We start from the raw sequence: 22,999 nt of genomic DNA on the forward strand, positions 1-22,999 counted from the left end.
TTCGCGTTCGGCGCGTGCGGCCCGGTCGAGCGAATCGGCCCGCCCGGCAAGGCCCTTGACCCGTTCCTCGTGCGTACGCGCCTGGAGCCGGGCCTCCATCTCGGTCTGCCGCGCGTTGGCGCCGTCGGCCGCGAGCCGGTCCCGTACGGAGGTGTCGGGCTCCTCCTCCACCGGCATCTCCTCGGCGACGGCGAGCCGTTCGGCCAGCTCCTGCGCCTCTTCGACGGCCCGGTCGAGGGCTTCCTGGGCCCGTGCGGCCGCCGCGGCGCTCCGCTCGGCCTCTCCCGCCGCGCCCCGCGCCTGCCCGGCCAGCCGTCCGAGCTGCTGCGCGACCTGGGACCGCTCCCGTTCACCGGCCCGGCGCCGCTCGCCCAACTCCTCGACGAGAGCGACCCGTTCCCCGCGCACCTCCGTGGCGTGACGCTGCGCCTCCGTCAACTGCTCGCACAACACGCTCAGTTCGGCGAGTTCGGCGGCCGCCTCGTCGACGGAGGCCTGCACTTCGAGCAGACTGGGCGCCCCGGCGGAACCGCCCTGTGCGAAGTGCGCCCCGAGCAGATCCCCCTCCGCGGTCACCGCGGTCAGCCAGGGCCGCGCGTAGACGAGATCCTCGGCGTCCTCGAGTGTGCCGACCACGACAATGCCCCGCAGCAGCCGCCGTACGGCAGGCATCAGGTCCGAGGGGCCGCGGACGAGATCGGCGGCGAACGGCGGACCGTCCGCCCGCGCCTGCCCGTGTCCGTCGCCGTCGCCGGTGCCAGTGCCGGTGCCGGTGCCGGTGCCGGTGACGTCGGGAGCGGCCCCCGAGTACCTCTCGTCGGCTCCCTCACCGGACGGCCTTCCGGCTCCTCCGCCACCCCCGGCCCCACGTCCGTCCACGCCGACGGCTCCGGACCCGTGTACGCCACCTGATGTCCGGCTCCCCGCGAGCGTGTCCGGCGCCGGAGCGTGCCCGGTCCCGTCGGCGGTCGAGGAAGCCGGGCCTCCCGGCGCGTCCGTCGGCTCTGGAGCTCCGGCGAGCAGGAGCGCCGCCCGCCCGGCGTCCTGCTTGCGGAGCATGCGGATGGCCTCCGCCGCCGAGGCGGGCGTGGTCACCGCGATCGCGTCCGCCGCCGCGCCGAAGGCGGCCGCCACCGCGACCTCGTGGCCGGGAGTCACCGAGAGCAGCCCGGCCGCGGGGCCGAGGAGGCCCGACAGCCGGTCCTTCGCCGCGAGCAGCGCCCCTGAACCGTCCTTGCGGCGCAGACCCAGGGCCAGGGCCTCGCGGCGGGCGTGCGTGGCGGCGCGCCTGCGCTCGGCCGAGGTGACCGCCTCACGCGCCTCGGTCAGCGCGGACTCGGCGTCGGCGAGGGCGCTCCTGGCCGCCTCGTGCCGTGCGGCGAGTTCCTCGTCGCCCGCGTCCAGACCGTCGACCTCCGCCTTGAGCTGCTCGTACTCCTCCTGGGCGGCGACCGCGCGGTCCTCGGCCCCGTCGCGGGCGGCGGCCAGCCGGTCGATCTCGGACTGCGCGGAGGCGGCGCGCGAACGGGCCGCGTTGACCTGCCCGTTCAGCCGGGCCAGCCCTTCGCGGCGGTCGGCGATGGCCCGGGCCACGTCCTTCAGGCGCCGCTCCTCCACCGCCAGCTCGCGCTCCAGCTCGGCCCGGTGCTCGACCGTGTCCCCCAGCGCGTGCTCGGCCGCCTCCAGAGCCGCTTCGAGCTCGGCCTCCTGCTCCCGCACCCGCGCGGCCTCGCGCTCCATGTCCTCGGGATCGCGTCCGCGCCGCTCCTCCGGCGGCTGGGCGGTGGCGCTCTTCACCCGCGCGTCCGCCAGCGAGATCGTCCCGCGCACCCGCTCGGCCAGCTGCGACAGTTCGTACCAGGTCTGCTGGGCCCGCTGCAGGCGCGGGGCGAGCCGCCGCACCTCGTCCTCCAGCAGCGCCTCCTGCTGCAGGGCCTTCTTCAACTCGGCCTCGGCGGCCTCCTTGCGCTCCTTGAGGGCGGCCTCGTCGGCCACCTCGGCCCGGAGCGCGCCCCTCAGCCGTACGAGGTCGTCGGCGAGCAGCCGGAGGCGGGCGTCCCGCAGGTCGGCCTGGATCACGGCGGCCCGGCGCGCGACGGCCGCCTGCCGTCCGAGCGGCTTCAGCTGGCGGCGCAGCTCGTCCGTGAGGTCCTGCACGCGCGCGAGGTTGGCCTTCATCGCGTCCAGCTTCCGCAGCGCCTTCTCCTTGCGCTTGCGGTGCTTGAGGACGCCCGCGGCCTCCTCGATGAAGGCGCGGCGGCCCATCGGGTCGGCGTGCAGGACGGAGTCGAGCTGGCCCTGCCCGACGATGACGTGCATCTCGCGGCCGATGCCGGAGTCGGACAACAGCTCCTGGATGTCCAGCAAGCGGCACGTGTCACCGTTGATCTGGTACTCGCTGCCGCCGTTGCGGAACATGATCCGCGTGATGGTGACCTCGGCGTACTCGATGGGCAGCGCGCCGTCGGAGTTGTCGATCGTCAGCGAGACCTCGGCACGGCCGAGCGGGGGCCGCCCGGTGGTGCCGGCGAAGATGACGTCCTCCATCTTGCCGCCGCGCAGCGACTTGGCGCCCTGCTCGCCCATGACCCAGCTGAGGGCGTCCACGACGTTGGACTTGCCCGAGCCGTTGGGCCCCACGACACACGTGATGCCCGGCTCGAACCGCAGGGTGGTCGCCGAGGCGAACGATTTGAACCCACGCAGGGTCAGGGCCTTGAGGTGCACGCGGCCGGACTCTACCTTCCGGGTCGGTCTCACTCCATGAACGCGCGGTTTCACCCATGAACGTGCAGGGCACACCAGACGTTAAAGAGAGTGAAGAGCGAGTGAAAGAGCGCGCGGGGACAAGAAAGAAGGGACGCCGAAGCGTCCCTTGCAACTGTGTTAGCGGCTGACACGGGCAGCCTGTTCACTGGTGGTGGTGACTGTGCTGTTCAGTGATCAGGTGAGCGCAGGCTCCGCCTGGGGTACGTCGATGCTCTCGAGAAGCGAGTCGTGAGAAGCGGCAGCCGCGAGCGCGTCGTTCTCGGCCTGGATCCGTCCGAGCTCGGATTCCAGATCCTGGACGCGCTGCTGGAGCCGTCGCATCTCGGCAATGAGTCGCGGGTCGGAACCGCCGACGTAACCGAGAAGCGCCTTTGCCATGATGGATGGTCCTCCACACTGATGACCGACCGAAGCGGTGTGGGTCGTGAGGGAATCGCACCCGCGATGCTTGGCACTGTCGAGTTGTGTTGCCGCTCTTACATGCCAAACAGCTAAGGTGCGCGGGGACTTTCAGCGTCTCACCAAAAAGTTTGACGGTCAACACGATCACGCCCCGTATTGGGGGGCAACCCTGGGCGCGCGGCCTGAGAAGGGGCGGCGCGGCCTCGCTTTCGGGGCCCTGGGGGCGTGGAGATCATTCTTATCGGCGGAGCCTGTCACGGCAAGGGGTTCTTGGCAACCACCAGGTGCTTTCTGCCTCTGGCAGGTGCCCGGCGCACGCCCCGCGCTCACGACCGGGGTGCCGCGAGCGGAGTGGCGGAGTGGATCTCACCGGATGGCGAAGCCCTCGTAGCCGCCCCGGGGCGTGTCCCAGATCTCAGTGACTCCGTCGACCCGGCCCGGCGTGTCGTCTCCGGCCAGCCAGTCGAGCAGCCCCTGGCACCCACTTCGGGGGCCCTCCGCGACCACCTGGACCCGTCCGTCCCCCAAATTGAGAGCAAAACCACTCAGGCCGCCGATCTCCAAAGCCTTGGCTCGCGTGTACCAGCGGAAACCCACACCCTGCACCCGTCCGCGTACCCAGGCGACCAGCCTTGCATCCTCGTTCATGGCTGCACGCTAACCGGCCAATTGCACTCGTAACACTTCCCCCCCTTGCGCCATGGGGTACCGTCCCGACCCAATGAGCCTCACTCGTTCGGGTGAGGAACGTTGACCGCAAGGATGAGGAAGGCCAGGAGATGGGACGCCACCGACGCTCCGCCGCCGGCCGCGCCGCCACAGGCCGCGCCACCGGGGTCACGCAGACGTACGACACATACACGGGCGGCTACGCGACGGACGGCTCGGGCCACGACGCGAGCCTGGGCGACTACGCCACCGCCGGTGACCACCGCACCGCAGGGGACTACCTGACCGGCGGTCCGTACTCGACCGCGGGGATGTACGACTCGCCGGGCGGCATACACGAGACGGGCGACGTCTACGCGAAGAGCGACGCCTACCTCTTCGAGCCGGACGACGCCTCCGCCCACGGTTCGGACGGTTACGCCCCCGACCGCGGCGCCCGGCGCGGCCAGCGCCGGCGCAGGAAGGGTGTGACGCCCGTCCGTACCGGTCTGCTCGGTGTCTCGGCGGCCGTCGCGATGGGCGCCGTCGCCGTGGCCTCCGGGCTGATCCCGGGCAGCGACAGCCTCTCGATCGGCGGCGGCGCGGACAAGGTGCGCGCCCAGGACACTCCGAGCGACGTGGAGACCCAGGGCGGCACGGACGGCACCGCGGACGACCGCGCGGACTCGGGCACGAGCCGCGACCTGGAGCGCTCCGCGTCCCCGTCGGTCTCGCCGACGAAGGCCCCGGAGAAGACCGAGAAGAAGAAGCCCTCGGCGAAGCCGTCGACCAAGGCTCCGGTAAAGGAGTCGAAGACGCAGGCGGCCCCGAAGGCTCCTGCGACGAAGGCACCCGACACCACATCGTCGAAGGCCGCGTCCACGGTCTCCACCGCCGAGGCCCAGGTCCTGACGCTGGTCAACCAGGAGCGGGCCAAGGCCGGCTGCAGCCCGGTGACCGCGTCCGGCCCGCTGGCCGCGCTGGCCGAGGCCTTCAGCGAGGACATGGCCGCGCGGGGCTTCTTCGACCACACGGACCCGGACGGCGCCTCGCCCTGGGACCGCGCGGAGAAGGCCGGCGTCTCGGACCTCGGCGGAGAGAACATCGCCCGCGGCCAGGCCGACGCCGCCGCGGTGATGGAGGCCTGGATGAACAGCCCCGGCCACCGCGCGAACATCCTGAACTGCGACTTCAAGACCCTGGGCGTAGGCGCGCACTTCGCGTCGGGCGGCCCCTGGTGGACGCAGGACTTCGGCTACTAGCCAGGACGTACGGCTGTGCCCCGGCCCGGAAGCCCCGGACCGGGGCACAACCGTGTCCGGCTCCGGCTCCGGTCCGGCTCCGGTGACCGTCGGCCCGATTCTGGTTAGCGCAATCCATGAGACAGCGCTGTCCAGGAGTAGGCTCGGGGCATGGACCTCACGGATCGGCCCGACCTCGCGTTCGACGTGTTCTCCAGGGCGTGCCCGTCCCGGGGCACCCTTGAGCACGTCACGGGGCGCTGGGGCGCGCTCACGCTGGGAGCGCTGTACGAGGGCTCGCTGCGCTTCAACGAACTGCGCCGGCGTGTGGACGGCGTCAGCGAGAAGATGCTCTCCCAGACGCTGCACGCGCTGGAGCGCGACGGGCTGGTGCACCGGGAGGCCCAGCCGACGAACCCGCCGCGGGTGGACTACGAGCTGACGCCGCTCGGCCGCGAGGTCGCCGGGCGGCTGCTGGCCCTCATCCACTTCGTGGAGGGGCGCATGGCGGACGTGCTCGGGGCGCGTGAGCGCTACGACACCGCGCGCGGCGGACGCTGACAGCGCGGGCAGAAGTAGCTGGACCGGTTCATCCAGGGCCTGCGCCGCATCACGGTGCCGCAGCGCCGGCACGGTTCCCCCTCACGGCCGTACGCGTCGAGCGAGCGGTCGAAGTAGCCCGACTCCCCGTTCACGTTGACGTAGAGGCTGTCGAAGCTGGTGCCGCCGACGGCGAGGGCCGCGTTCATCACATCCCGTACGTGGCCCAGGAGTTCGGCCGTGCGCGGGCGCGTGAACCCGGTGGTGAGACGCTCGTAGTGGAGCCGCGCACGCCACAGTGCCTCGTCCGCGTAGATGTTGCCGACACCGCTGATCAACGACTGGTCGAGCAGGGCGCGTTTGACGGTCGTGCGCCGGCGTCGCAGCGCTTCGTGGAACGCGTCGTCGTCGAACAAGGGGTCCAGGGGGTCGCGGGCGATGTGCGCGATGACGTCGGGCAGCCCGTCCGACGACGTCTCGTGCAACGAGAGCCCGCCGAAGGTGCGTTGGTCGACGAAGCGGAGTTCCGTGGCGAGGTCGTCCGCGAACCGGACGCGGATGCGCAGGTGCTTCTCGTCTGCGGCGTCCTGCGGCTGGACGAGGAGTTGTCCGCTCATCCCGAGGTGGGCGAGCACGGCGGTCGCGGAGTCCGCGAGCGGCAGCCAGAGGTACTTGCCGCGGCGCTGGACCAGTCCGACGCGGTGGCCCTTCAGCCGGGCTCCGAAATCCTCACCGCCGGCGATGTGCCGGCGTACCGCGCGGGGGTGCAGCACCTGGACGTCCGCGACGATCCGGCCACTGACCCACCGTTCGAGGCCCCGCCGTACGACCTCGACCTCGGGCAGTTCGGGCACGGTTTCTCCTCCGGAGCGGCAGCCGATTGGGCGGGCGGCATGGTTGCGGCGCGCGCCCGCAGCGTACCTCCGGGGGCGCGGGACAGGGTCGCCCACCCCTGCCCCGCGACGGCGGCGGCGTCGTCGTCGGCGGACCGGTGAGGGCTGGTCGCGCGGCCGACAGGGGCGCGGCGGATCCACCACGGGACCGGCCCGCCGATTTCCGTGCCGGTGAACGACTTCGCCCGCCCCCGGTGACCGGGAGCGGGCGAAGGTCGGTTCGTCAGGCCGAAGCCGGATCGGACGCCGTCGGTGAGGAGGCGTCGACCGCCTCGTCCTCGACCGGCTCGACCGGCTCTGCAACCGTCGGGGCCTGAGCCTCGGCGGCCGCCGCAGCAGCGGCCCGCTCGTCCGCGGCGGAACGGATGGCCCGCCAGGCGGACTCCGCGGCCTGCTGCTCGGCCTCCTTCTTGCTGCGGCCGGTGCCGGTGCCGTACGAGACGCCTCCGACGCGGGCAGCAGCTGTGAAGGTCTTCTCGTGGTCCGGGCCGGTCTCGGTGACCAGGTACTCGGGAACGCCGAGCCCTTCGGTCGCCGTGAGCTCCTGGAGACTGGTCTTCCAGTCCAGGCCCGCGCCCAGATTCGAGGATTTCTCGATCAGCGGGTCGAAGAGACGGTGGACGAGTTCGCCCGCCGATTCCAGACCCTGGTCGAGATAGACAGCGCCGATCACCGCTTCAAGGGTGTCGGCGAGGATGGACGCCTTGTCCCGGCCGCCCGTGCCCTCTTCGCCCCGGCCGAGCCGGATGAAGGAGCCGAGGTCGAGCTCACGGCCCACCTCCGCAAGCGCACGCGAGTTGACCACCGCGGCCCGCAACTTGGCCAGCTGGCCTTCGGGCAGGTCGGGGTGGGTGCGGTACAGCGTGTCCGTGACCACGAGGCCGAGTACGGAGTCCCCGAGGAACTCCAGACGCTCGTTGGTCGGCAGACCGCCGTTCTCGTACGCGTACGAACGGTGGGTCAGTGCACGCACCAGAAGGGCGGACTCGAGCTTGTACCCGAGCCGCCCTTCCAGAAGCGTGTGGGACGAGGCTGTGTTCTCCGCCTTTTTCTTGGCGTTGACGTCCGCCTTGGCGTCGTCTGCCTTCTTGGGGCTGGACACAGTGCCTCTCACCAGCCGCTCAGACCTCGAGGACCTGGCGCTTGTTGTAGGTGCCGCAAGCAGGGCACGCGATGTGCTGCAGCTTGGGCTCGTGGCAGCGCTCGCACGCAACCAGGGTGGGGACCGCAGCCTTCCACTGCGACCGGCGGTGGCGCGTGTTGCTGCGCGACATCTTCCGCTTCGGAACAGCCACGGCTACTTCTCCTGCTTCTCGTCGACGCCTGCTTCGGCGCCGCTGATCTCGTCCTTCTCGCCATCTTCGAGTGAACCGGCGAGTCCCTGCAGTGCCGCCCAACGGATGTCGACGGCGTCATGGTGGTGGTCCGGGTCGTCCGCGAGCCGGGCTCCGCACTGGGAGCACAGGCCGGGGCAGTCGTCCTGGCACACCGGCTGCATCGGCAGTGCGAGCACCACCGCATCACGCAGCACTGGTTCGAGGTCGAACAAGCCGTCCTCGATGAAGAGCGTGTCCTCGTCTTCTGCGGATCCCTCGGCGTCGTCGGCCGGCTCCGCTTTCACACGGCCCCGGTCGTCGGCGTCAGGGTACGAGAACATCTCCTGGAAATCCGTTTCGAGCTGCTGCTCGATCGGCTCCAGACACCTTACGCACTCCCCCTTGGCCAGTGCACGAGCGGTGCCTGTGACAAGCACCCCTTCCATGACCGACTCAAGACGGAGCTCGAGCTTCATCGGCGCGCCTTCCGGCACTCCGATGACTCCCTGGATACCGAAGTCCTTGGGAGCGTCGATCTCACGGGTCAGGCGCTGCAGCGCACCGGGACGCCGCCCCAGCTCGTGTGTGTCGAACACGAGAGGGTTGCGGTGGTCGAGGCGGGCGTTCAGAGCCGTTCCTGCTTTCGATCTAGTAACTCGGGAGACTGCCCCCGACGTTCCAGGGCAGCGGTGATCGCGGACGTACACGCGACCGAAGAGCCAGGATACTGGACCTTTCGCTCTCGGCCCAATCCGGCGTCAGCGCCCCTGTTCGTACGCCCTCAGCTGCTCCGCGCTGATCATGGTGGTGTCGAAGAGGCTGGTCTCGTCGAGCGTGTTCCCCTGCGCCTGGGGCGTCTGGGGGGCCGGCGCGTAGGCCTGCTGCTGGCCCTGGTCGTACGCGGCCTGCTGGTCGTACCCCTGCTGCGGGTAGGCGGCGTACGGGTCGGCCTGCTGGTAGCCGTACCCCTCCTGCTGCGCGTACTGCTGCTGGTAGCCGTAGGGGTCGGTGGCCTGCTGCTGGTAGGCGTAGGCGTCCTGCTGCGCGTACTGCTGCTGGGCCGGGACCGCCGGGGGCTGGGGCTGGGCGGCGGGCCGGCCCCGGGCGGGCTGCTCGGCGATCTCCGCGAGGCCCTCCAGGTACTCGGCGTCGGTGGTGTGCCCCGTCGTCCCGTCCTCCCCGAAAGTGCCGAGCTCGCCCAGGTCGTCGCTGGCGATCCTGCCGTGCAGCTTCTGGCGGCCGCGGCCGACGGCGTCCAGGGTCTTGGCGAGGACGGCCTCGAAGGCGCCGAGCTTGACGTCGACGTACTCGTCGGCGTTGCGGCGCAGGGTCTCCGGGTCGTGGCTGCGCTCGGGGGCGTCCTCGTCCTCGTAGCCCCGCTCGTCGGTGCCGGGTCCGGTGCCGAGGAGCTTCTCGCGGCCCCGGCCGACCGAGCCGAGGGTCTTGGTGAGGACGACCTCGAAGTTGGCGAGCTTGGAGTCGACGTACTCGTCGGCCTCGGCCCGGACGTCCTCGGCCTCCTTGCGGGCCTCGGCGAGGATCCGCTCGGCCTCGCTCTGCGAGCGGCGGGCGACCTCGGTGTCGGAGATCAGCGAACCGCGCTCGGCGTGCGCCGACTCGATGATCCGCTCGGCCTCCAGGCGGGCCTGCTCGACCATCTGCTCGCGGCCGCCGATCAGCTCCTGGGCCTGGGCGAGAGAGCCCGGCAGCGCCTGGCGCACCTCTTCGAGCAGGGAGAGGAGCTCAGCGCGGTTGACCACGCACGAGGCCGACATGGGCATGGAACGGGCGCTGCCGACCGCCGAGACGATCTCATCGAGCTTCTTCTGCACGTCCACCGTGTGCTCGCCACTCTCTACAGCTGTGATGGAGACGGACGGTTCGACTGTACGACCACTCCTGCCCCGCCCGACACCGGATGACGGACTGTCAGGCACACGGGGACTCCTCAGTCCTTCCTGAGGCGCTCGGAGAGCGCTTCGAGGACCAGCGGCGGCACCAGGTGGGAGACGTCTCCGCCCCAGGTCGCGACCTCCTTGACCAGCGAGGAGGAGAGGAAGCTGTAGGTGGGGTTGGTCGGGACGAAGAGGGTCTCGACACCGGAGAGGCCGTTGTTCATCTGGGCCATCTGCAGCTCGTAGTCGAAGTCGCTGACCGCCCGCAGCCCCTTGACGATGGCCGGGATGTCGCGCTCCTTGCAGAAGTCGACGAGCAGGCCGTGGAAGGCCTCCACCTCGACGTTCCCGAATTCGGCGGTGACCTGACGGATCAGGTCGATCCGCTCCTCGATCTCGAAGAGGCCCTTCTTGGACTGGTTGATCATCACCGCGACGTGCACGACGTCGTACAGCTTGGAGGCTCGGGCGATGATGTCGAGATGTCCGTTGGTAATCGGGTCGAACGACCCGGGACAGACGGCGCGGCGCACTTCAGATCCCTCGCTCTCCGGTCCGGTCATCGTGCGTCTTCGCACGTAGAGGCGGCGCGACCGTACCAAAACGTTCCCTCGCCGTAACGACGGGATCGCAGTGCCTCGAAGCCGTCGGGCCACCGGAATTCGCCGCCTCTTGTACTGCGTTCAACGGTGACGAGTGCGTCGCCCGTGAGCCAGCCCCCGGCGCGGAGTGTGAGCAGAATCTCTCGAAGATCGTCATCCGTGACCGCGTACGGCGGATCGAGGAACACCAGGTCGTACGGGGCCGTCGGCTCGCCGGTACGGATGATCTGTTCCGCTTTGCCTGACCTGACCTCGGCGCCGGGCAGACCCAGCGTTTTGACGTTCTCCCGGATGGTGCGGGCCGCTCGGGCGTCGGCCTCCACGAGGAGGGTGTGTCCGGCGCCGCGGCTCAGCGCCTCCAGGCCGACGGCGCCCGAGCCCGCGTACAGGTCGAGGACGCGGTCGCCGTCCAGCGGGCCGCCGAGCAGGGACTGCCAGGTGGAGAAGAGCCCCTCGCGGGCCCGGTCCGAGGTGGGCCTTGTGCCGGTGCCCGGCGGGACTGCCAGGCGTCGTCCGCCGGCGGTGCCGGCGATCACGCGGGTCATCTGGGGTCCTTGGTCGAGGGGGTGGTCACGGGTTCAGTCTGGCAGGTGGGGGACGGTTCGCGTGGTGGGCGGCCGCGGGGCCCTTCCCGATCGCCCGCGCCCGCCGGGAGCCGCACGCGCAGGCGGCCTTTCGCCCGGAGGGGCGCCCCGGACGGCCCGCCCCGTCACTCAGCCCTTTTCCAGGTACTGCTCCCTCTCCTCGTCCAGCAGGGCCTGGAGGGCCGTGCGCAGGCCGGGCAGGTGCTCCAGCTCGGGGTCGGCGGTGACCACCGCGGTCGCCTCCTCGCGGGCCTCGGCGATGATCTCCTCGTCCTCGATGACGGCGAGCATCCGCAGTGAGGTGCGGGCGCCGGACTGGGCCTGGCCGAGGACGTCGCCCTCCCGCCGCTGTTCGAGGTCGATGCGGGAAAGCTCGAAGCCGTCGAGCGTGGACGCCACCGACATCAGCCGTTGGCGGGCCGGGCTCGCCTCCGGCATCTCGGTGACGAGGAGGCACAGGCCCGCGGCGGAACCACGGCCGACGCGGCCGCGCAACTGGTGGAGCTGGGAGACGCCGAACCGGTCGGCGTCCATGATCACCATCGCTGTCGCGTTCGGTACGTTCACTCCGACCTCGATGACCGTCGTGGCGACCAGGACCTGCGTCTGCCCCGCGGCGAAGCGGCGCATCACCGCGTCCTTGTCGTCCGGGGGCATACGGCCGTGGAGCACCTCGACCCCGAGACCCTGGAGCGGGCCCTTCGCTAGCTGCTCGGCGACGTCGAGGACCGCGAGGGGCGGACGCTTCTCGGCCTCGTCCTCGGGAGACGGCTTCTTCCTGGACTTCTTCGGGTCGTCGTCCTCGTCACCGATGCGGGGGCAGACGACGTACGCCTGATGTCCGTTGGAGACCTCCTCCCGGACGCGCTCCCACGCGCGGGAGAGGAAGTGGGGCTTGTCGGCCGCCGGGACGACATGGCTGGCGATGGGTGAGCGCCCGGCGGGGAGCTGGTCCAGGACCGAGGTCTCCAGGTCACCGAAGACGGTCATGGCGACCGTGCGGGGAATGGGCGTGGCGGTCATCACGAGGAGGTGCGGCGGCTGCTTGCCCTTGCCGCGCAGGGCGTCGCGCTGCTCGACGCCGAAGCGGTGCTGTTCGTCCACCACGACCAGCCCCAGGTCGTGGAACTGCACCTTGTCCTCGATCAGCGCGTGCGTGCCGATGACCAGCCCGGCCTCGCCCGTGACCAGGTCCAGCAGCGCCTGACGGCGGGCGGCCGTCCCCATGGAGCCGGTCAGCAGCACCACCTTCGTGGAGTCCTCGGCGCCGCCGAGCATGCCGCCCTCGGCCAGCTCACCCATCATCTCGGTGACCGACCTGTGGTGCTGCTGGGCGAGCACCTCGGTGGGCGCCAGCATCGCCGCCTGCCCGCCCGCGTCGACGACGGCGAGCATGGCGCGGAGGGCCACCAGCGTCTTCCCGCTTCCGACCTCTCCCTGGAGCAGCCGGTGCATCGGGTGGTCCGTGGCCAGGTCGTCGAAGATCTCCTTGGAGACCTTCCGCTGGCCCTCGGTGAGGGTGAAGGGGAGCTTGGCGTCGAAGGCGGACAGCAGTCCGTCCTTCTTGGGCTTTCGTGCCACGGCGGGCAGTTGGGCGTCCGCGTGACGGCGGCGGGCGAGGGCCACCTGGAGGACGAACGCCTCGTCCCACTTGAGGCGGGAACGGGCGTCTTCGATGTCCGCCTTCGTGTGCGGGCGGTGGATCTTCAGCAGGGCCTCGGGAAGGGAGACCAGGCCCCGGCCGGACCGGAGCGGGTCGGGCAGCGGGTCGACGGCCTCCTGGGCGCTCGGCAGTACGGTCTGCACCGCCTTGGCGATCTTCCAGGACTCCAGCTTGGCCGTCGCGGGATAGAGCGGGATCAGAGCTCCGGCCCAGGTGTCCACCGTCTCCGACTCGTCGTCGCCGCGCAGCAGCTCGTACGCGGGATGGGCCAGCTGGAGGCGGCGGTTGAAGACGGAGACCTTGCCCGCGAACAGCGCGCGGGTGCCGGGCAGGAGCTCCTTGTGGGGCTTGTGCACGCCGTTGCCGAAGAAGACCAGCTTGAGCTGGCCGCTGCCGTCCGTGATGGTCACTTCGAGGCGCTGGCCCTTGCCGCGGGGGGCCTTGGGCGAGGCGAACGTGAGCAGGCGGGCGTCGGCGACCTGGGCGACCACCGTCGCGTGCTCGTCCAGAGGGAGGTCGGCGAGGTGGGTGAGCTGTCCCCGCTCCTCGTACCTGCGCGGATAGTGGTGCAGCAGGTCGCCGACGGTGTGCAGGCCGAGATGCTCGGCCATCACCTTCGCGGTGGCGGGTCCGAGCACCTTCTTCAGTGGTTCTTCGAGCACGGGCACGAGATCCATTGCACACCACGGCACTGACAATGCCGTATACGTCCCGGAAATCCGCTGGTCAGACGGCTCGTTCGGGGCCTAGGATGTCCCGCTCCGGCCCTGTTCGCGGTCATCTCGTCCCGGGACCGCCCGACCCCGCGCCGTCGCACGTCCCCCCACCGGCGCAGCGACGTATGGACTCCCAGACCTCACAGTCATCTCAGGCATCCCAGTCACCTCGTACGTTCCAGGTCGACCTGCGCGGCCTCGTGGACCTTCTCTCCCATCACCTCTACTCCAGCCCCAAGGTCTACCTGCGGGAGCTGCTGCAGAACGCCGTGGACGCGATCACCGCCCGCCGCGCCGAGCAGCCGGACGCGCCTGCCCTGGTGCGGCTGTTCGCCGGGGGCGGCACCCTGCGCGTGGAGGACTCCGGGATCGGGCTCACCGAGACCGACGTGCACAGCCTCCTGGCGACCATCGGCCGCAGCTCCAAGCGGGCCGACGGCCTGGAGTCGGCCCGTTCCGACTTCCTCGGCCAGTTCGGCATCGGCCTGCTCGCCTGCTTCGTGGTCGCCGAGCGCATCCGCGTGGTGAGCCGCAGCGCGCGCACGCCCGACGCGCCGCCCGTCGAGTGGACGGCGACCGACGACGGCTCCTACACGGTCCGTACGCTGCCGCACGCGGCCCGCGCCGAACCGGGCACCACCGTGTACCTGGAGGCCCGCCCGGGCGCCGCGGACTGGCTGGCCGAGGAGCGGGTGCTGTCGCTGGCCCGGGACTTCGGGTCGCTGCTGCCGTACGACGTCCGGGTGGGCGACGAGACGGTGACGGACCTTCCGGCGCCCTGGGACCGCTCCTACCCCAGTCCCGCCACCCGGAGGGTGGCCCTGGCCCGGCACTGCCACGACCTGTTCGGGTTCACGCCGCTGGACTCGATCGAGCTGAACGTACCGCTGGCCGGGATCCGCGGGACGGCGTACGTGCTGCCGTCCGCGGTCAGCCCCGCCCAGCGCGCCGGTCATCGTGTGCACCTGAAGGGCATGCTGCTCACCGAGCGGGCCGAACAGCTGCTGCCCGACTGGGCGTTCTTCGTGCGCTGTGTCCTCGACACGGACAGCCTGCGGCCCACCGCGTCGAGGGAGTCGCTGTACGAGGACGAGACCCTGGCGGGAGTGCGGGAGGCGCTGGGCGAGCGGATCCGGGCCTGGCTGACGGGGCTCGCGGCGGGTGATCCGGAGCGGCTGGCCGCCTTCCTGTCGGTGCACCACCTGGGGGTCAAGTCCCTGGCGCGGCACGACAGCGAGATGCTGCGCACGATGCTGCCGTGGCTGCCCTTCGAGACCACCGACGGGCGTCTGTCGCTGGAGGAGTTCGCCCAGCGGCACCCGGTGGTGCACTTCACGCGGACCGTGGAGGAGTACCGCCAGGTCGCGCCGATCGCGTCCGCGCAGGGCGTGGGCGTGGTCAACGGCGGCTACACGTACGACAGCGAGCTCGTCGAGGCGCTGCCCTCGGTGCGCCCGGGGACGGTCGTGGCGGAGCTGGACGCCGACACGGTGACCGCGCATCTGGACGCGGTGGATCCCGCCGAGGAACTGGCTCTGTCGGCCTTCCTGGGAGCCGCGCGGGCCAAACTCGACCCCCTTGGGTGCGATGTCGTCCTGCGGGCCTTCCATCCGCTGTCCGTGCCCGCCCTGCACCTGGACGACCGGTCGGCCCGCCACGAGCAGGCCCGCGCGGACGCCGAGGAGCAGGCCGAAGACCTGTGGGCGGGCATCCTCGGCTCCCTGCGCGGCAGCGCCCCGCGCGCGCGGCTGGTGCTCAACCACCTGAACCCGCTGATCCGGCGGATCAGTTCGCTCGACGACCGCGAACTGATCGGCACGGCCACGGAGTCGCTCTACGGGCAGGCCCTGCTGATGGCGCAGCGCCCGCTGCGGCCGGCGGACTCGGCGCTCCTGAACCGGGCGTTCATCGGGCTCCTGGAGTGGGCCACCCACAGCAACCCCCCGGAGGAGGGCCCCCGATGAGCCGCCCCATGGACACAGGCATGGACTTCGAGACGCTGCGCCGGGCGATGCAGGACAACTACGAGCAGCCGGAGGGGCCCGCCCGCAACGCGCGCGCGGAGCAGTTGCTCGCCGAGGCCGAGAAGCTGAACATCCCGCTGGCCGTGATCGAGGCGCTCGGCCACCAGCTGAAGGTCTACAACTACAGCTCCGAGAAGGACAGGATGTTCGTCCCCTTCGCGCGCCTGCTGCGCATGTGGGACGAACGGCCCGAGGACTTCGACGAGTACGAGACCCACTCCCTGCACTGGGTCTTCAAGTGGGTGTCCTCCGGCATGCTCGGCCAGCCGCACATCCCGCTCGCCTCCATCGAGAAGTGGCTCGGCGAGATGGAGCACCGCTACCGGCTCGCCGGGCATTCGGAACGGGCGGTCCGCAGTACCGAGTTCACGGTGGCGCGGTCCATCGGGGACATGGCGCGGGCCGAGCGGGCGTACACCGCGTGGCTGGCCGCGGACCGGGACCGGATGGCCGACTGCCACGCCTGTGAACTGCACGACCAGGGCTGGTGGCGGGCCGAGCGGGGCGCCGACGCCGAGGCCCTGGAGCTGTGGCGGCCCGTCCTGGAGGGCGAGTACACGTGCGCCCACGAACCGCACGCGGTCCTCGCTTCCTCTCTGCTGCCCCTGCTGCGGCTCGGCCGCCTGGACGAGGCGCGGGCCCACCACCTGCGCGGTTTCCGGCTCGTGCGCCCCATGGAGAGCATGCGCGGCGCGTACGCGGACCACGTGGAGTTCTGCACGCTCACCGGGAACGAGGCACGTGCCCTGGAGCTGCTCGCGGAGCGTCCCGCGTACTTCACGGACAGTGGGGAGCCGCGCAGCCGGATGGACTTCCTGGCCGTGGTCGCCCTGCTGGCGGACCGCCTGACCGCCCTCGGGCTCGGTGCTCAGAACGTGCCGGGTCCGGCCGGCCGCACCTGGACCGCGGGCGAACTCGCCGCCCACGCGCGCGTGGAGGCCCTTTCCCTGGCCGGGCGCTTCGACGAGCGCAACGGCACGGCGTACGTGAGCGGGCGGGTCCGCCGGCGCATGGACCAGCGGCCTCTGGTGGAGCGCCTGCCGCTGGGTGTCCGTGCGGCACGGACCGTGACCGCTGCCGTCAGGCCCGTGCCGGCTCCCGCGGCCGCCACCGGGCCGGATCTGCCCGCGCTGCTCACCGAGGCCCGCCGGCTGTCGGAGGCCCTGCACCCGGAGTCCGTCACGGCGTGGGCGGCGGTGGCCGAGGCGCTGGGGGACGAGGAACTGTCCGCGCGCGACCGCGCCGAGATGACCGACCACCAGGCGATGGGCCTCGGCCCCGAGGGCGTGGAGCTGTTCGCCCGCGCCGCCGAGCTGTACGAGGAGGCGGGCGACCCGGGCGAGGCGCTGGCCACGCGCGCGCGTGGCGCGTACGTACTGGCCCTGTCCGGCCGGAGCAAGGAGGCGCTGGCCGCGGTCTCGGAGCCGTACGAGCTGGTTCTCGCGCTCTTCGCGGAGGGCGGCACCGGGGTGCGGCAGGCCGCTTCCGTGCTGGTGGGACGGGCCCGCATCCTGCTGCAGCGGGTGCAGGAGGCGGCCGGGACGAACGGGGCGGGGGACGGTTCCAGGGCCCTGGCCGCCGCGGAGACGGCCGCCCGGGAGCTGCTGGCCCTCGCCGAGCCCGAAGCGGGGAACGATCTCCTGGTGGCCTCACGCGCCGCCGAGGCCCAGGCCATGCTCGGGATGCTCGCGGCCCACTCCCAGGACGCGGAGAGGGCCGCGGAGCTGCTCACGCGGGCCTCTGAGGCGTTCGTCGCGGCCGGGCTGCCGTGGTTCGCGGTGGAGTACGAGGCGCGGCTCGCCGGGCTCGCGCGCCATCTGGGCGACGCCGAGGCGGCCGAGCGGGCGGCCCGGGCGGCGCTGGCGCACGGGGCGCCCTACATGGAGGCGGCCGGCCAGGCACAGCTGCACCTCCAGCTGGCCGAGACGCTGGGCGCCACCGGACGGTTCGGGCCTGCCGCGGACCACGCGCTGGAGGCGTCGCACTGGGCCGACGAGGGTGGCGAGGGGGCCACCCTGGGCGCCTGGGCCAGGCATCAGCTCGGTGGCTTCCTGCTGCGTCAGGGGCGATGGGCGGAGGCCGCCGTGGTACTGGAGTCGGTGCTGCCGGAACTGGACGCGCGGACGCACGGCGACGGGGCCCTCGTGCAGACCCGGTGGTGGCTCGGCGACTGCCTCACCGAGCTCGGCGAGCACCGTGAGGCCGCCGAACACTGGCTGCGGGCCGCCGAGATCGCGCGGCGGTGGCCCGAGCAGCACGACCACGCGATGCTCGCCCATCTCGCCGCCGAGGCCCTGGGCCACGCCGGGCTGGATTCCGAGGCGGAGCAGGCGTACGAGCGCGCCGGTGACCTGTGGCGGTCCCTCGGCCACGTCCACGGACTGATCCGCTCGCTGCGGGCCCGCGCCTGGATCGTGGTGAGGGCGGACCGCTCGAACGGCGCCGACGACGCCGACCACTCCGACGACACGGACAGCACGGACAGCACGGACAGCACGGACGACGGAGGTGACAGGGAGGCCGCCGGGCTCGACGCGGCAAGGGAGTTGATGAGCGCGGCCGTCCGCGCGTGCGAGGCCGCGGTGCCCGAGGACGACGGCGCGCGCGAGCTGCTGGTGACCGAACTCGCCCACACGCACAGGCAGTTCGGCGACCTGGTCGCCCGTTCCGTACCCGGCGACGCCGACGACGACGCGATCCGCGCCCTGTTCGAGGAGGCGCTGGGCCACATCGCCCTGGCCGTCTCCGGCTTCCTCTCGCTCGGCGAGGACGCGCTCCACAGCCGTACGGGTGCCGAACTCGCCGCCGGCCGGCTGGAGGCCGACCTGGAGCATCCCGGCCGGGCGGCGGCACGCGCGCGTGCGGTACTCACCGCGTACGCCGGGCACGACGACGCGGACGAGACGGTGGCGGCCCGCCGGGCCGAGGCGGAGCGGCTGCTGCGGGAGACTGAGCCGGCCGCGTAGCACTCGGCCGCAGGGGCCGGTCGCCGGTCGCAGGGCCGGTCGCAAGGGCCTCGCGGCCGGGGCCGTTCCCCGGCCTCGGGTCGGCGTGGCCGGGCGCGCGGCTCCGCGCGCCCCTCGCGGGCCTACTCCACGCCGATCAGCAGCAGTGCTCCCTGGCGTCCGCCCCGGTACACGACCGTGTCCACCGCCAGGTAGGACTCCCGGACGCGGGCTTCGAGGTGGGCCGCGATGGTGTCCGGGGCCTCGTCGCCGAGGACCAGGGTGACCATCTCGCCGCCCGCCGAGAGCATCCGGTTCAGGACCGCCTCGGCGGTGGCCGTGACGTCGGAGCCGATCACGGCCACGTCCCCGTCGATGAGGCCGAGGACGTCACCGGCCTGGCAGATGCCGGCCATGGTCCAGGACTGCCGTTCCGCGACCTCCACCTCGGCGTGCCGGGTCGCTCCGGCGGCCGAGGTCATCGCGACCACGTCCTCGTCGAAGCGCCTCCCGGGCTCGTGCACCGCGAGTGCGGCGATGCCCTGCACCGCGGAGCGGGTGGGGATCAGCGCGACCCTGACGCCCTCGGCCCGGGCCTGCTCGGCCGCCGCGGCAGCGGTGTGGCGCAGCTCGGCGTCGTTCGGCAGGAGCACCACCTCGACCGCGTGGGCCCGCCGTACCGCCTCGACGAGCTCCCCGCTCGCCGGCGGCTCCCCCGGCCGGGCGAGGACGGTGGTGGCCCCGGCCTCGGCGTAGAGCCGCGCGAGACCCTCGCCGGGGACGACGGCCACGACCGCGCGCTGGGTCCTCTCCCGGACCGGCCGGGTGGTCGAACCCGTCGTGTGCGCGTCGTCCAGGCCGAAGTGCGTGATCCGGATCCGGTACGGCCGGCCGGCCTCGACGCCCGCCTCCACGGCCGCGCCCGCGTCGTCGACATGCACGTGGATGTTCCACAGGCCGTCGCCGCCGACCACGACGAGCGAGTCCCCGAGCGCGTCGAGCCGGCCGCGCAGCCGGGCCACGGCAGCGTCGTCCGCCTCCAGAAGGTAGATCACCTCGAACGCGGGGCCGCTCTCCTTCTGTTCGGGGCCGGCCGCGCACTCCCCCGCGTCGCCCGGCTCTGCGGGCGGCTCCGTCACGGCAGCGTCCACGCGCGCGTGCGGTGCGGTCCCGTCCGGTGCGCTGCCCACGCGCGCGGGGGACGCCAGCACGGGCACCGCTCCGGCCGCGGGGGCCTCGCCGGTGAACGTTTCCACCAGTGCCGCGAGCACGGCCACGAGTCCGCGTCCGCCGGCGTCGACCACCCCGGCCCGCTCCAGGACCGCCAGCTGCCCGGGGGTCGCCGCGAGGGCCGCCCGTGCGCCCTCGTAGGCGGCCCGCGCGACCACCGCGCAGTCCCCGTCCGCGCCGGAGGCCGCGTCGGCGGCGGCCGAGGCGACGGTGAGGACCGTGCCCTCGACCGGGCGCGCGACGGCCAGCCGGGCCGCGTCGGCGGCGTGCCGCAGGGCGAGCCCCAGGCCCGGGCCGTCGGCGTGGGCGGCGTCACTGTCGGCGGCGAGCACCTGGGACATGCCCCTCAGGAGCTGCGCGAGGATCGTCCCGGAGTTCCCCCGGGCCCCGATGAGCGCGCCGTGCGCCATGGCGTGCACGGCGTCGGCGAGCGAGGGCCGATCGGCCGCCGGCACCCCGGGGACGGCGCCGGACGCCGGGCGGGCGGCGGAAACGGTGGCGTGGCCCGCGAAGACGGCCTCGACCGCCGCGGCCGCCGATTCCACGGTCAGATAGAGGTTGGTTCCGGTGTCCCCGTCCGCGACGGGATAGACGTTGATCGCGTCGATCTCCTCGCGCGCGCGGCCGAGGGCCGCCAGCGCGAATCCGCACCAGGCACGTACCGCGGATGCGTCCAATGTCTGCGGCACCTGCGGCACCTGCGCCTCCTTGAGCAGCCGAATCCCGGACGCAGCGTAGACCCGGAGCGGGTTTCCGCCGGAAGAGGGCCGGGGCGGTCGCCCACCCCGGCCATGGTAGTTTCGTTGTACGGACGCAGTCGTTGTATGCTGCTCCGGTTGCCCGATCTCATCGGGCCTTCCCCCTGGCACCGCCACTCAGATCCTAGATCTTGATCTCGGCATGCCGGGATCAACCGTAAGAGCATCTGAAGTCTTTGGAGTGACCCGTGGCTGCCAACTGCGACGTCTGTGGCAAGGGGCCGAGCTTCGGCAACAACATCTCGCACTCTCACCGCCGTACGTCCCGTCGCTGGAACCCGAACATCCAGCGCGTCCGTACCGTGATGGGCGGGACGCCGAAGCGCGTGAACGCTTGCACCTCTTGCATCAAGGCCGGCAAGGTTTCGCGCTGACGTTCTGCCAGCGCGCGGCCACTGCTGGTTCGCTGCTCAAAGCCGGTCCACCTCGCGGTGTGCCGGCTTTTTGCTGTGCTCGGACGCGGGGACGACCGCAGTCGCGTCCCGGCACGCGAGCGGGCGCGTAAACGCTTACGTGCCCTTGGTCCCGGAGCTGCGGGCCGCCCTGAACCGCCACCCGTGATCCACCGGCCCGATCCCGCCCCCGAGGGCGAATCCGGCCTCGATCGCCCCGGTGACGTACTCCTTCGCCGCCACGACCGCCTCCGGCACCGCCGCTCCCTTCGCGAGCTGCGAAGCGATCGCGCTCGCGAGCGTGCACCCCGTGCCGTGGGTGTGGCGGTTGTCGAGCCGGGGCGCTCGCAGCCAGAGCTCCTCGGAGCCGTCGGTGAGGAAGTCCACGGCGTCCCCGCGCAGGTGACCGCCCTTGATCAGCACCCAGGCGGGCCCGTACGCGAGCACGGCCGCCGCCGCCCGCCGCATCCCGTCCTCCGACTCGACCCGTACGCCCGTCAGCTGGGCCACCTCGTCGAGGTTCGGCGTCGCCACCGTGGCCACGGGCAGCAGCTTGGTCCGTACGGAGTCCAGCGCGGACGGGGCGAGCAGGGAGTCGCCGTGCTTGGAGACACCGACCGGGTCGACGACGGCGGGCGCGTCGGTGCCGCCGATCAACTCGGCGACGGTCTCGGCGAGTTCGGCGGAGGAGAGCATGCCGGTCTTGACCGCCTGCACGCCGATGTCGTCCACCACACTGCGGTACTGGGCGCGCACCGCCTCCACCGGCAGCTCCCAGGCACCCTGCACACCGAGGGAGTTCTGCGCGGTGACGGCGGTGAGCACACTCATGCCGTGCACGCCCAGCGCGAGCATGGTCTTCAGGTCTGCCTGGATCCCGGCCCCACCACCGGAGTCGGAACCCGCGACCGTCAGCACCCGGGGCGGGGCGCTCATGACTCGATGTCCCCGAAGTGGTCCCAGCCGCCCTTGCTGGTCCACGGCGCTCCGTCGACCGTGACCTGCGGCAGCGCCGAGGGGTTGAGGACCTCGCCGATCACCTTCCACCGGGCGGGCAGCTTCACGTCGGCCGGGAAGGTCGCGACGATCGCGTGGTCCTCGCCGCCGGTGAGCACCCACTGGATCGGGTCGACGCCGACGGCCTGCCCGATGTCGTTCATCTGCGTGGGGATGTCGACGGCACCCGAGCGGACGTCGATGCGCACCTTGCTGGCCTCCGCGATGTGCCCGAGGTCGGCGATCAGCCCGTCGCTGACGTCCGTCATGGAGGTCGCGCCGAGTCCGGCGGCCGCGGGACCCGCGTGGTACGGCGGTTCCGGGCGCCGGTGGGCCTCGACGAAGGCCCGCGGTGAGCGGAAGCCCCGGGAGAGCACGGCGTGCCCGGCCGCGGACCAGCCCAGCCAGCCCGTCACGGCCACCACGTCGCCGGGCTGCGCGCCGGCGCGGGTCACCGGCTCGTGGTTGCGCAGATCGCCGAGCGCGGTGATCGCCACGGTGATCGTGTCGCCGCGTACGACGTCGCCGCCGACCACGGCCGCACCGGCGACCTGGCACTCGTCGCGGATGCCGTCCATCAGCTCGGAGGGCCAGGTGGCGGGCAGCTCGGCCGGCACGACCAGGCCGAGCAGCAGCGCGGTCGGCACGGCGCCCATGGCGGCGATGTCCGCGAGGTTCTGCGCGGCCGCCTTGCGCCCGACGTCGTACGCCGTGGACCAGTCGCGCCGGAAGTGCCGCCCCTCCAGGAGGATGTCAGTGCTGGCCACGACCCTGCGGTCGGGGGCGGCCACCACTGCGGCGTCGTCGCCCGGCCCGACGCGTACCGCCGGGGTGGTGGTGAGCCGTGAGGTGAGCTCCTTGATGAGCCCGAACTCCCCCAACTCGCCCACGGTTCCCTTCACCGAGTCTCACCTGTTCCCTTCGTGCACATGAACCGAGTCGTCTCCTGCTGTTCCTGCGCCCGGTCGCGGGCGGTCCCCGACCTCGGTACGGTCGAGTCGACCGTCAACCAGCGCGCTCCGTATACCCCAACGCGTAAGCCCCGCCCCCCGCGGGTCTCCCCGCGGTACGCGGCGACGCGATACCGTGGCGTTCCTTTTCCCCACATGATCCTCGTGGCCGCCCTGGAGGTTCCGTGGTACAGGCGTACATCCTGATCCAGACGGAGGTCGGCAAGGCGTCGACCGTCGCCGACACGATCAGCAAGATTTCGGGGGTGATCCAGGCCGAGGACGTGACAGGGCCCTACGACGTGATCGTGCGGGCCCAGGCCGACACGGTGGACGAGCTCGGCCGCCTGGTGGTCGCGAAGGTCCAGCAAGTGGACGGCATCACCCGTACCCTGACCTGCCCGGTCGTGCACCTGTAGCCCCCGTCTACCCTGG

Annotated in this window: 19 protein-coding genes and 1 pseudogene; 6 read left to right on the plus strand and 14 right to left on the minus strand. The window is 72.1% G+C overall.

Annotated features, from left to right (window positions below):
• The 3 genes from KUF83_RS00830 to KUF83_RS00840 form a co-directional block, all read right to left on the minus strand.
• Positions 1-2,727 (minus strand): AAA family ATPase (locus tag KUF83_RS00830; RefSeq protein ID WP_217452531.1); only part of this gene is annotated, 2,727 nt, incomplete at its 3' end.
• A 216-nt stretch (positions 2,728-2,943) separates the two neighbouring features.
• Positions 2,944-3,147, minus strand: a complete 204-nt coding sequence (locus KUF83_RS00835; protein ID WP_107021972.1) for a hypothetical protein — start codon at positions 3,145-3,147, stop codon at positions 2,944-2,946.
• Between the two features lie 390 nt (positions 3,148-3,537).
• Entirely contained in the window at positions 3,538-3,819 is a 282-nt protein-coding gene (locus KUF83_RS00840) for an acylphosphatase (RefSeq protein WP_217452532.1), read from the minus strand.
• 131 nt (positions 3,820-3,950) lie between these two features.
• Between KUF83_RS00840 and KUF83_RS00845 the strand changes: the two genes are divergently transcribed.
• Positions 3,951-5,081 (plus strand): CAP domain-containing protein, encoded by a 1,131-nt coding sequence (locus tag KUF83_RS00845; protein WP_217452533.1) that lies wholly within the window; start codon positions 3,951-3,953, stop codon positions 5,079-5,081.
• Between the two features lie 150 nt (positions 5,082-5,231).
• A complete protein-coding gene (locus KUF83_RS00850; protein WP_217452534.1) occupies positions 5,232-5,621 on the plus strand; it encodes a helix-turn-helix domain-containing protein in 390 nt (129 codons plus the stop codon).
• Here the strand turns inward: KUF83_RS00850 and mutM are convergent.
• The 8 genes and pseudogenes from mutM to recG all read right to left on the minus strand — a co-directional run bounded on the left by mutM (position 5,594) and on the right by recG (position 13,230).
• Entirely contained in the window at positions 5,594-6,454 is an 861-nt protein-coding gene (mutM, locus tag KUF83_RS00855; protein WP_217452535.1) for a bifunctional DNA-formamidopyrimidine glycosylase/DNA-(apurinic or apyrimidinic site) lyase, read from the minus strand. The genes KUF83_RS00850 and mutM overlap by 28 nt on opposite strands.
• 262 nt (positions 6,455-6,716) lie before the next feature.
• Positions 6,717-7,607 carry a ribonuclease III gene (gene rnc, locus KUF83_RS00860; protein ID WP_217452536.1) on the minus strand — a complete coding sequence of 297 codons (891 nt, stop codon included), beginning with the start codon at positions 7,605-7,607 and terminating at the stop codon, positions 6,717-6,719.
• Positions 7,608-7,614: 7 nt separating this feature from the next.
• A complete protein-coding gene (gene rpmF / locus KUF83_RS00865) occupies positions 7,615-7,788 on the minus strand; it encodes a 50S ribosomal protein L32 (RefSeq protein ID WP_006139588.1) in 174 nt (57 codons plus the stop codon).
• A 2-nt stretch (positions 7,789-7,790) separates the two neighbouring features.
• Positions 7,791-8,438, minus strand: a complete 648-nt coding sequence (locus KUF83_RS00870; protein WP_217452562.1) for a DUF177 domain-containing protein — start codon at positions 8,436-8,438, stop codon at positions 7,791-7,793.
• Positions 8,439-8,567: 129 nt separating this feature from the next.
• On the minus strand, positions 8,568-9,647 hold the full coding sequence (locus KUF83_RS00875; RefSeq protein WP_217452537.1) for an ATP synthase F0 subunit B: 1,080 nt from the start codon (positions 9,645-9,647) through the stop codon (positions 8,568-8,570).
• 110 nt (positions 9,648-9,757) lie between these two features.
• On the minus strand, positions 9,758-10,237 hold the full coding sequence (gene coaD, locus KUF83_RS00880) for a pantetheine-phosphate adenylyltransferase (RefSeq protein ID WP_217452563.1): 480 nt from the start codon (positions 10,235-10,237) through the stop codon (positions 9,758-9,760).
• A gap of 26 nt (positions 10,238-10,263) precedes the next feature.
• Positions 10,264-10,860 (minus strand): annotated as a pseudogene (gene rsmD / locus KUF83_RS00885) (16S rRNA (guanine(966)-N(2))-methyltransferase RsmD); the annotation flags it as partial.
• Between the two features lie 159 nt (positions 10,861-11,019).
• A complete protein-coding gene (recG, locus tag KUF83_RS00890; protein WP_217452539.1) occupies positions 11,020-13,230 on the minus strand; it encodes an ATP-dependent DNA helicase RecG in 2,211 nt (736 codons plus the stop codon).
• Positions 13,231-13,394: 164 nt separating this feature from the next.
• On the opposite strand from recG, the gene KUF83_RS00895 reads away from it, so the two are divergent.
• Both KUF83_RS00895 and KUF83_RS00900 read left to right on the plus strand, forming a co-directional pair.
• On the plus strand, positions 13,395-15,233 hold the full coding sequence (locus KUF83_RS00895) for an HSP90 family protein (protein ID WP_217452540.1): 1,839 nt from the start codon (positions 13,395-13,397) through the stop codon (positions 15,231-15,233).
• Positions 15,230-18,259, plus strand: a complete 3,030-nt coding sequence (locus KUF83_RS00900) for a tetratricopeptide repeat protein (protein ID WP_254643181.1) — start codon at positions 15,230-15,232, stop codon at positions 18,257-18,259. Before KUF83_RS00895 ends, KUF83_RS00900 begins: the two co-directional genes overlap by 4 nt.
• A gap of 122 nt (positions 18,260-18,381) precedes the next feature.
• Here the strand turns inward: KUF83_RS00900 and KUF83_RS00905 are convergent, their stop codons facing one another.
• Entirely contained in the window at positions 18,382-20,166 is a 1,785-nt protein-coding gene (locus KUF83_RS00905) for a DAK2 domain-containing protein (RefSeq protein WP_217452541.1), read from the minus strand.
• Between the two features lie 248 nt (positions 20,167-20,414).
• Between KUF83_RS00905 and rpmB the strand changes: the two genes are divergently transcribed.
• Entirely contained in the window at positions 20,415-20,600 is a 186-nt protein-coding gene (gene rpmB / locus KUF83_RS00910) for a 50S ribosomal protein L28 (protein WP_079164833.1), read from the plus strand.
• A 135-nt stretch (positions 20,601-20,735) separates the two neighbouring features.
• Here the strand turns inward: rpmB and thiD are convergent, their stop codons facing one another.
• Both thiD and KUF83_RS00920 read right to left on the minus strand, forming a co-directional pair.
• The gene (thiD, locus tag KUF83_RS00915) at positions 20,736-21,554 is read right to left on the minus strand and encodes a bifunctional hydroxymethylpyrimidine kinase/phosphomethylpyrimidine kinase (protein ID WP_217452542.1); all 819 of its coding nucleotides are present in this window, start codon (positions 21,552-21,554) and stop codon (positions 20,736-20,738) included.
• Complete coding sequence (locus tag KUF83_RS00920; protein WP_217452543.1) at positions 21,551-22,516, minus strand: thiamine-phosphate kinase; 966 nt, start codon at positions 22,514-22,516, stop codon at positions 21,551-21,553. Before KUF83_RS00920 ends, thiD begins: the two co-directional genes overlap by 4 nt.
• Positions 22,517-22,749: 233 nt before the next feature.
• Between KUF83_RS00920 and KUF83_RS00925 the strand changes: the two genes are divergently transcribed.
• Complete coding sequence (locus KUF83_RS00925) at positions 22,750-22,983, plus strand: Lrp/AsnC family transcriptional regulator (protein WP_217452544.1); 234 nt, start codon at positions 22,750-22,752, stop codon at positions 22,981-22,983.
• Positions 22,984-22,999 lie beyond the last annotated feature (16 nt).

The organism is Streptomyces sp. BV286, assembly GCF_019090165.1.
In the GTDB taxonomy this organism is placed as follows: Bacteria; Actinomycetota; Actinomycetes; order Streptomycetales; family Streptomycetaceae; genus Streptomyces.

Bases quoted from the DNA above. Each gene is read 5' to 3' on its own strand.
- KUF83_RS00835 (WP_107021972.1), bottom strand. From the start codon at position 3,147: ATGGCAAAGGCGCTTCTCGGTTACGTCGGCGGTTCCGACCCGCGACTC.
- KUF83_RS00840 (WP_217452532.1), bottom strand. From the start codon at position 3,819: ATGAACGAGGATGCAAGGCTGGTCGCCTGGGTACGCGGACGGGTGCAG.
- KUF83_RS00845 (WP_217452533.1), top strand. From the start codon at position 3,951: ATGGGACGCCACCGACGCTCCGCCGCCGGCCGCGCCGCCACAGGCCGC.
- KUF83_RS00850 (WP_217452534.1), top strand. From the start codon at position 5,232: ATGGACCTCACGGATCGGCCCGACCTCGCGTTCGACGTGTTCTCCAGG.
- recG (WP_217452539.1), bottom strand. From the start codon at position 13,230: ATGGATCTCGTGCCCGTGCTCGAAGAACCACTGAAGAAGGTGCTCGGA.
- KUF83_RS00895 (WP_217452540.1), top strand. From the start codon at position 13,395: ATGGACTCCCAGACCTCACAGTCATCTCAGGCATCCCAGTCACCTCGT.
- KUF83_RS00900 (WP_254643181.1), top strand. From the start codon at position 15,230: ATGAGCCGCCCCATGGACACAGGCATGGACTTCGAGACGCTGCGCCGG.
- thiD (WP_217452542.1), bottom strand. From the start codon at position 21,554: ATGAGCGCCCCGCCCCGGGTGCTGACGGTCGCGGGTTCCGACTCCGGT.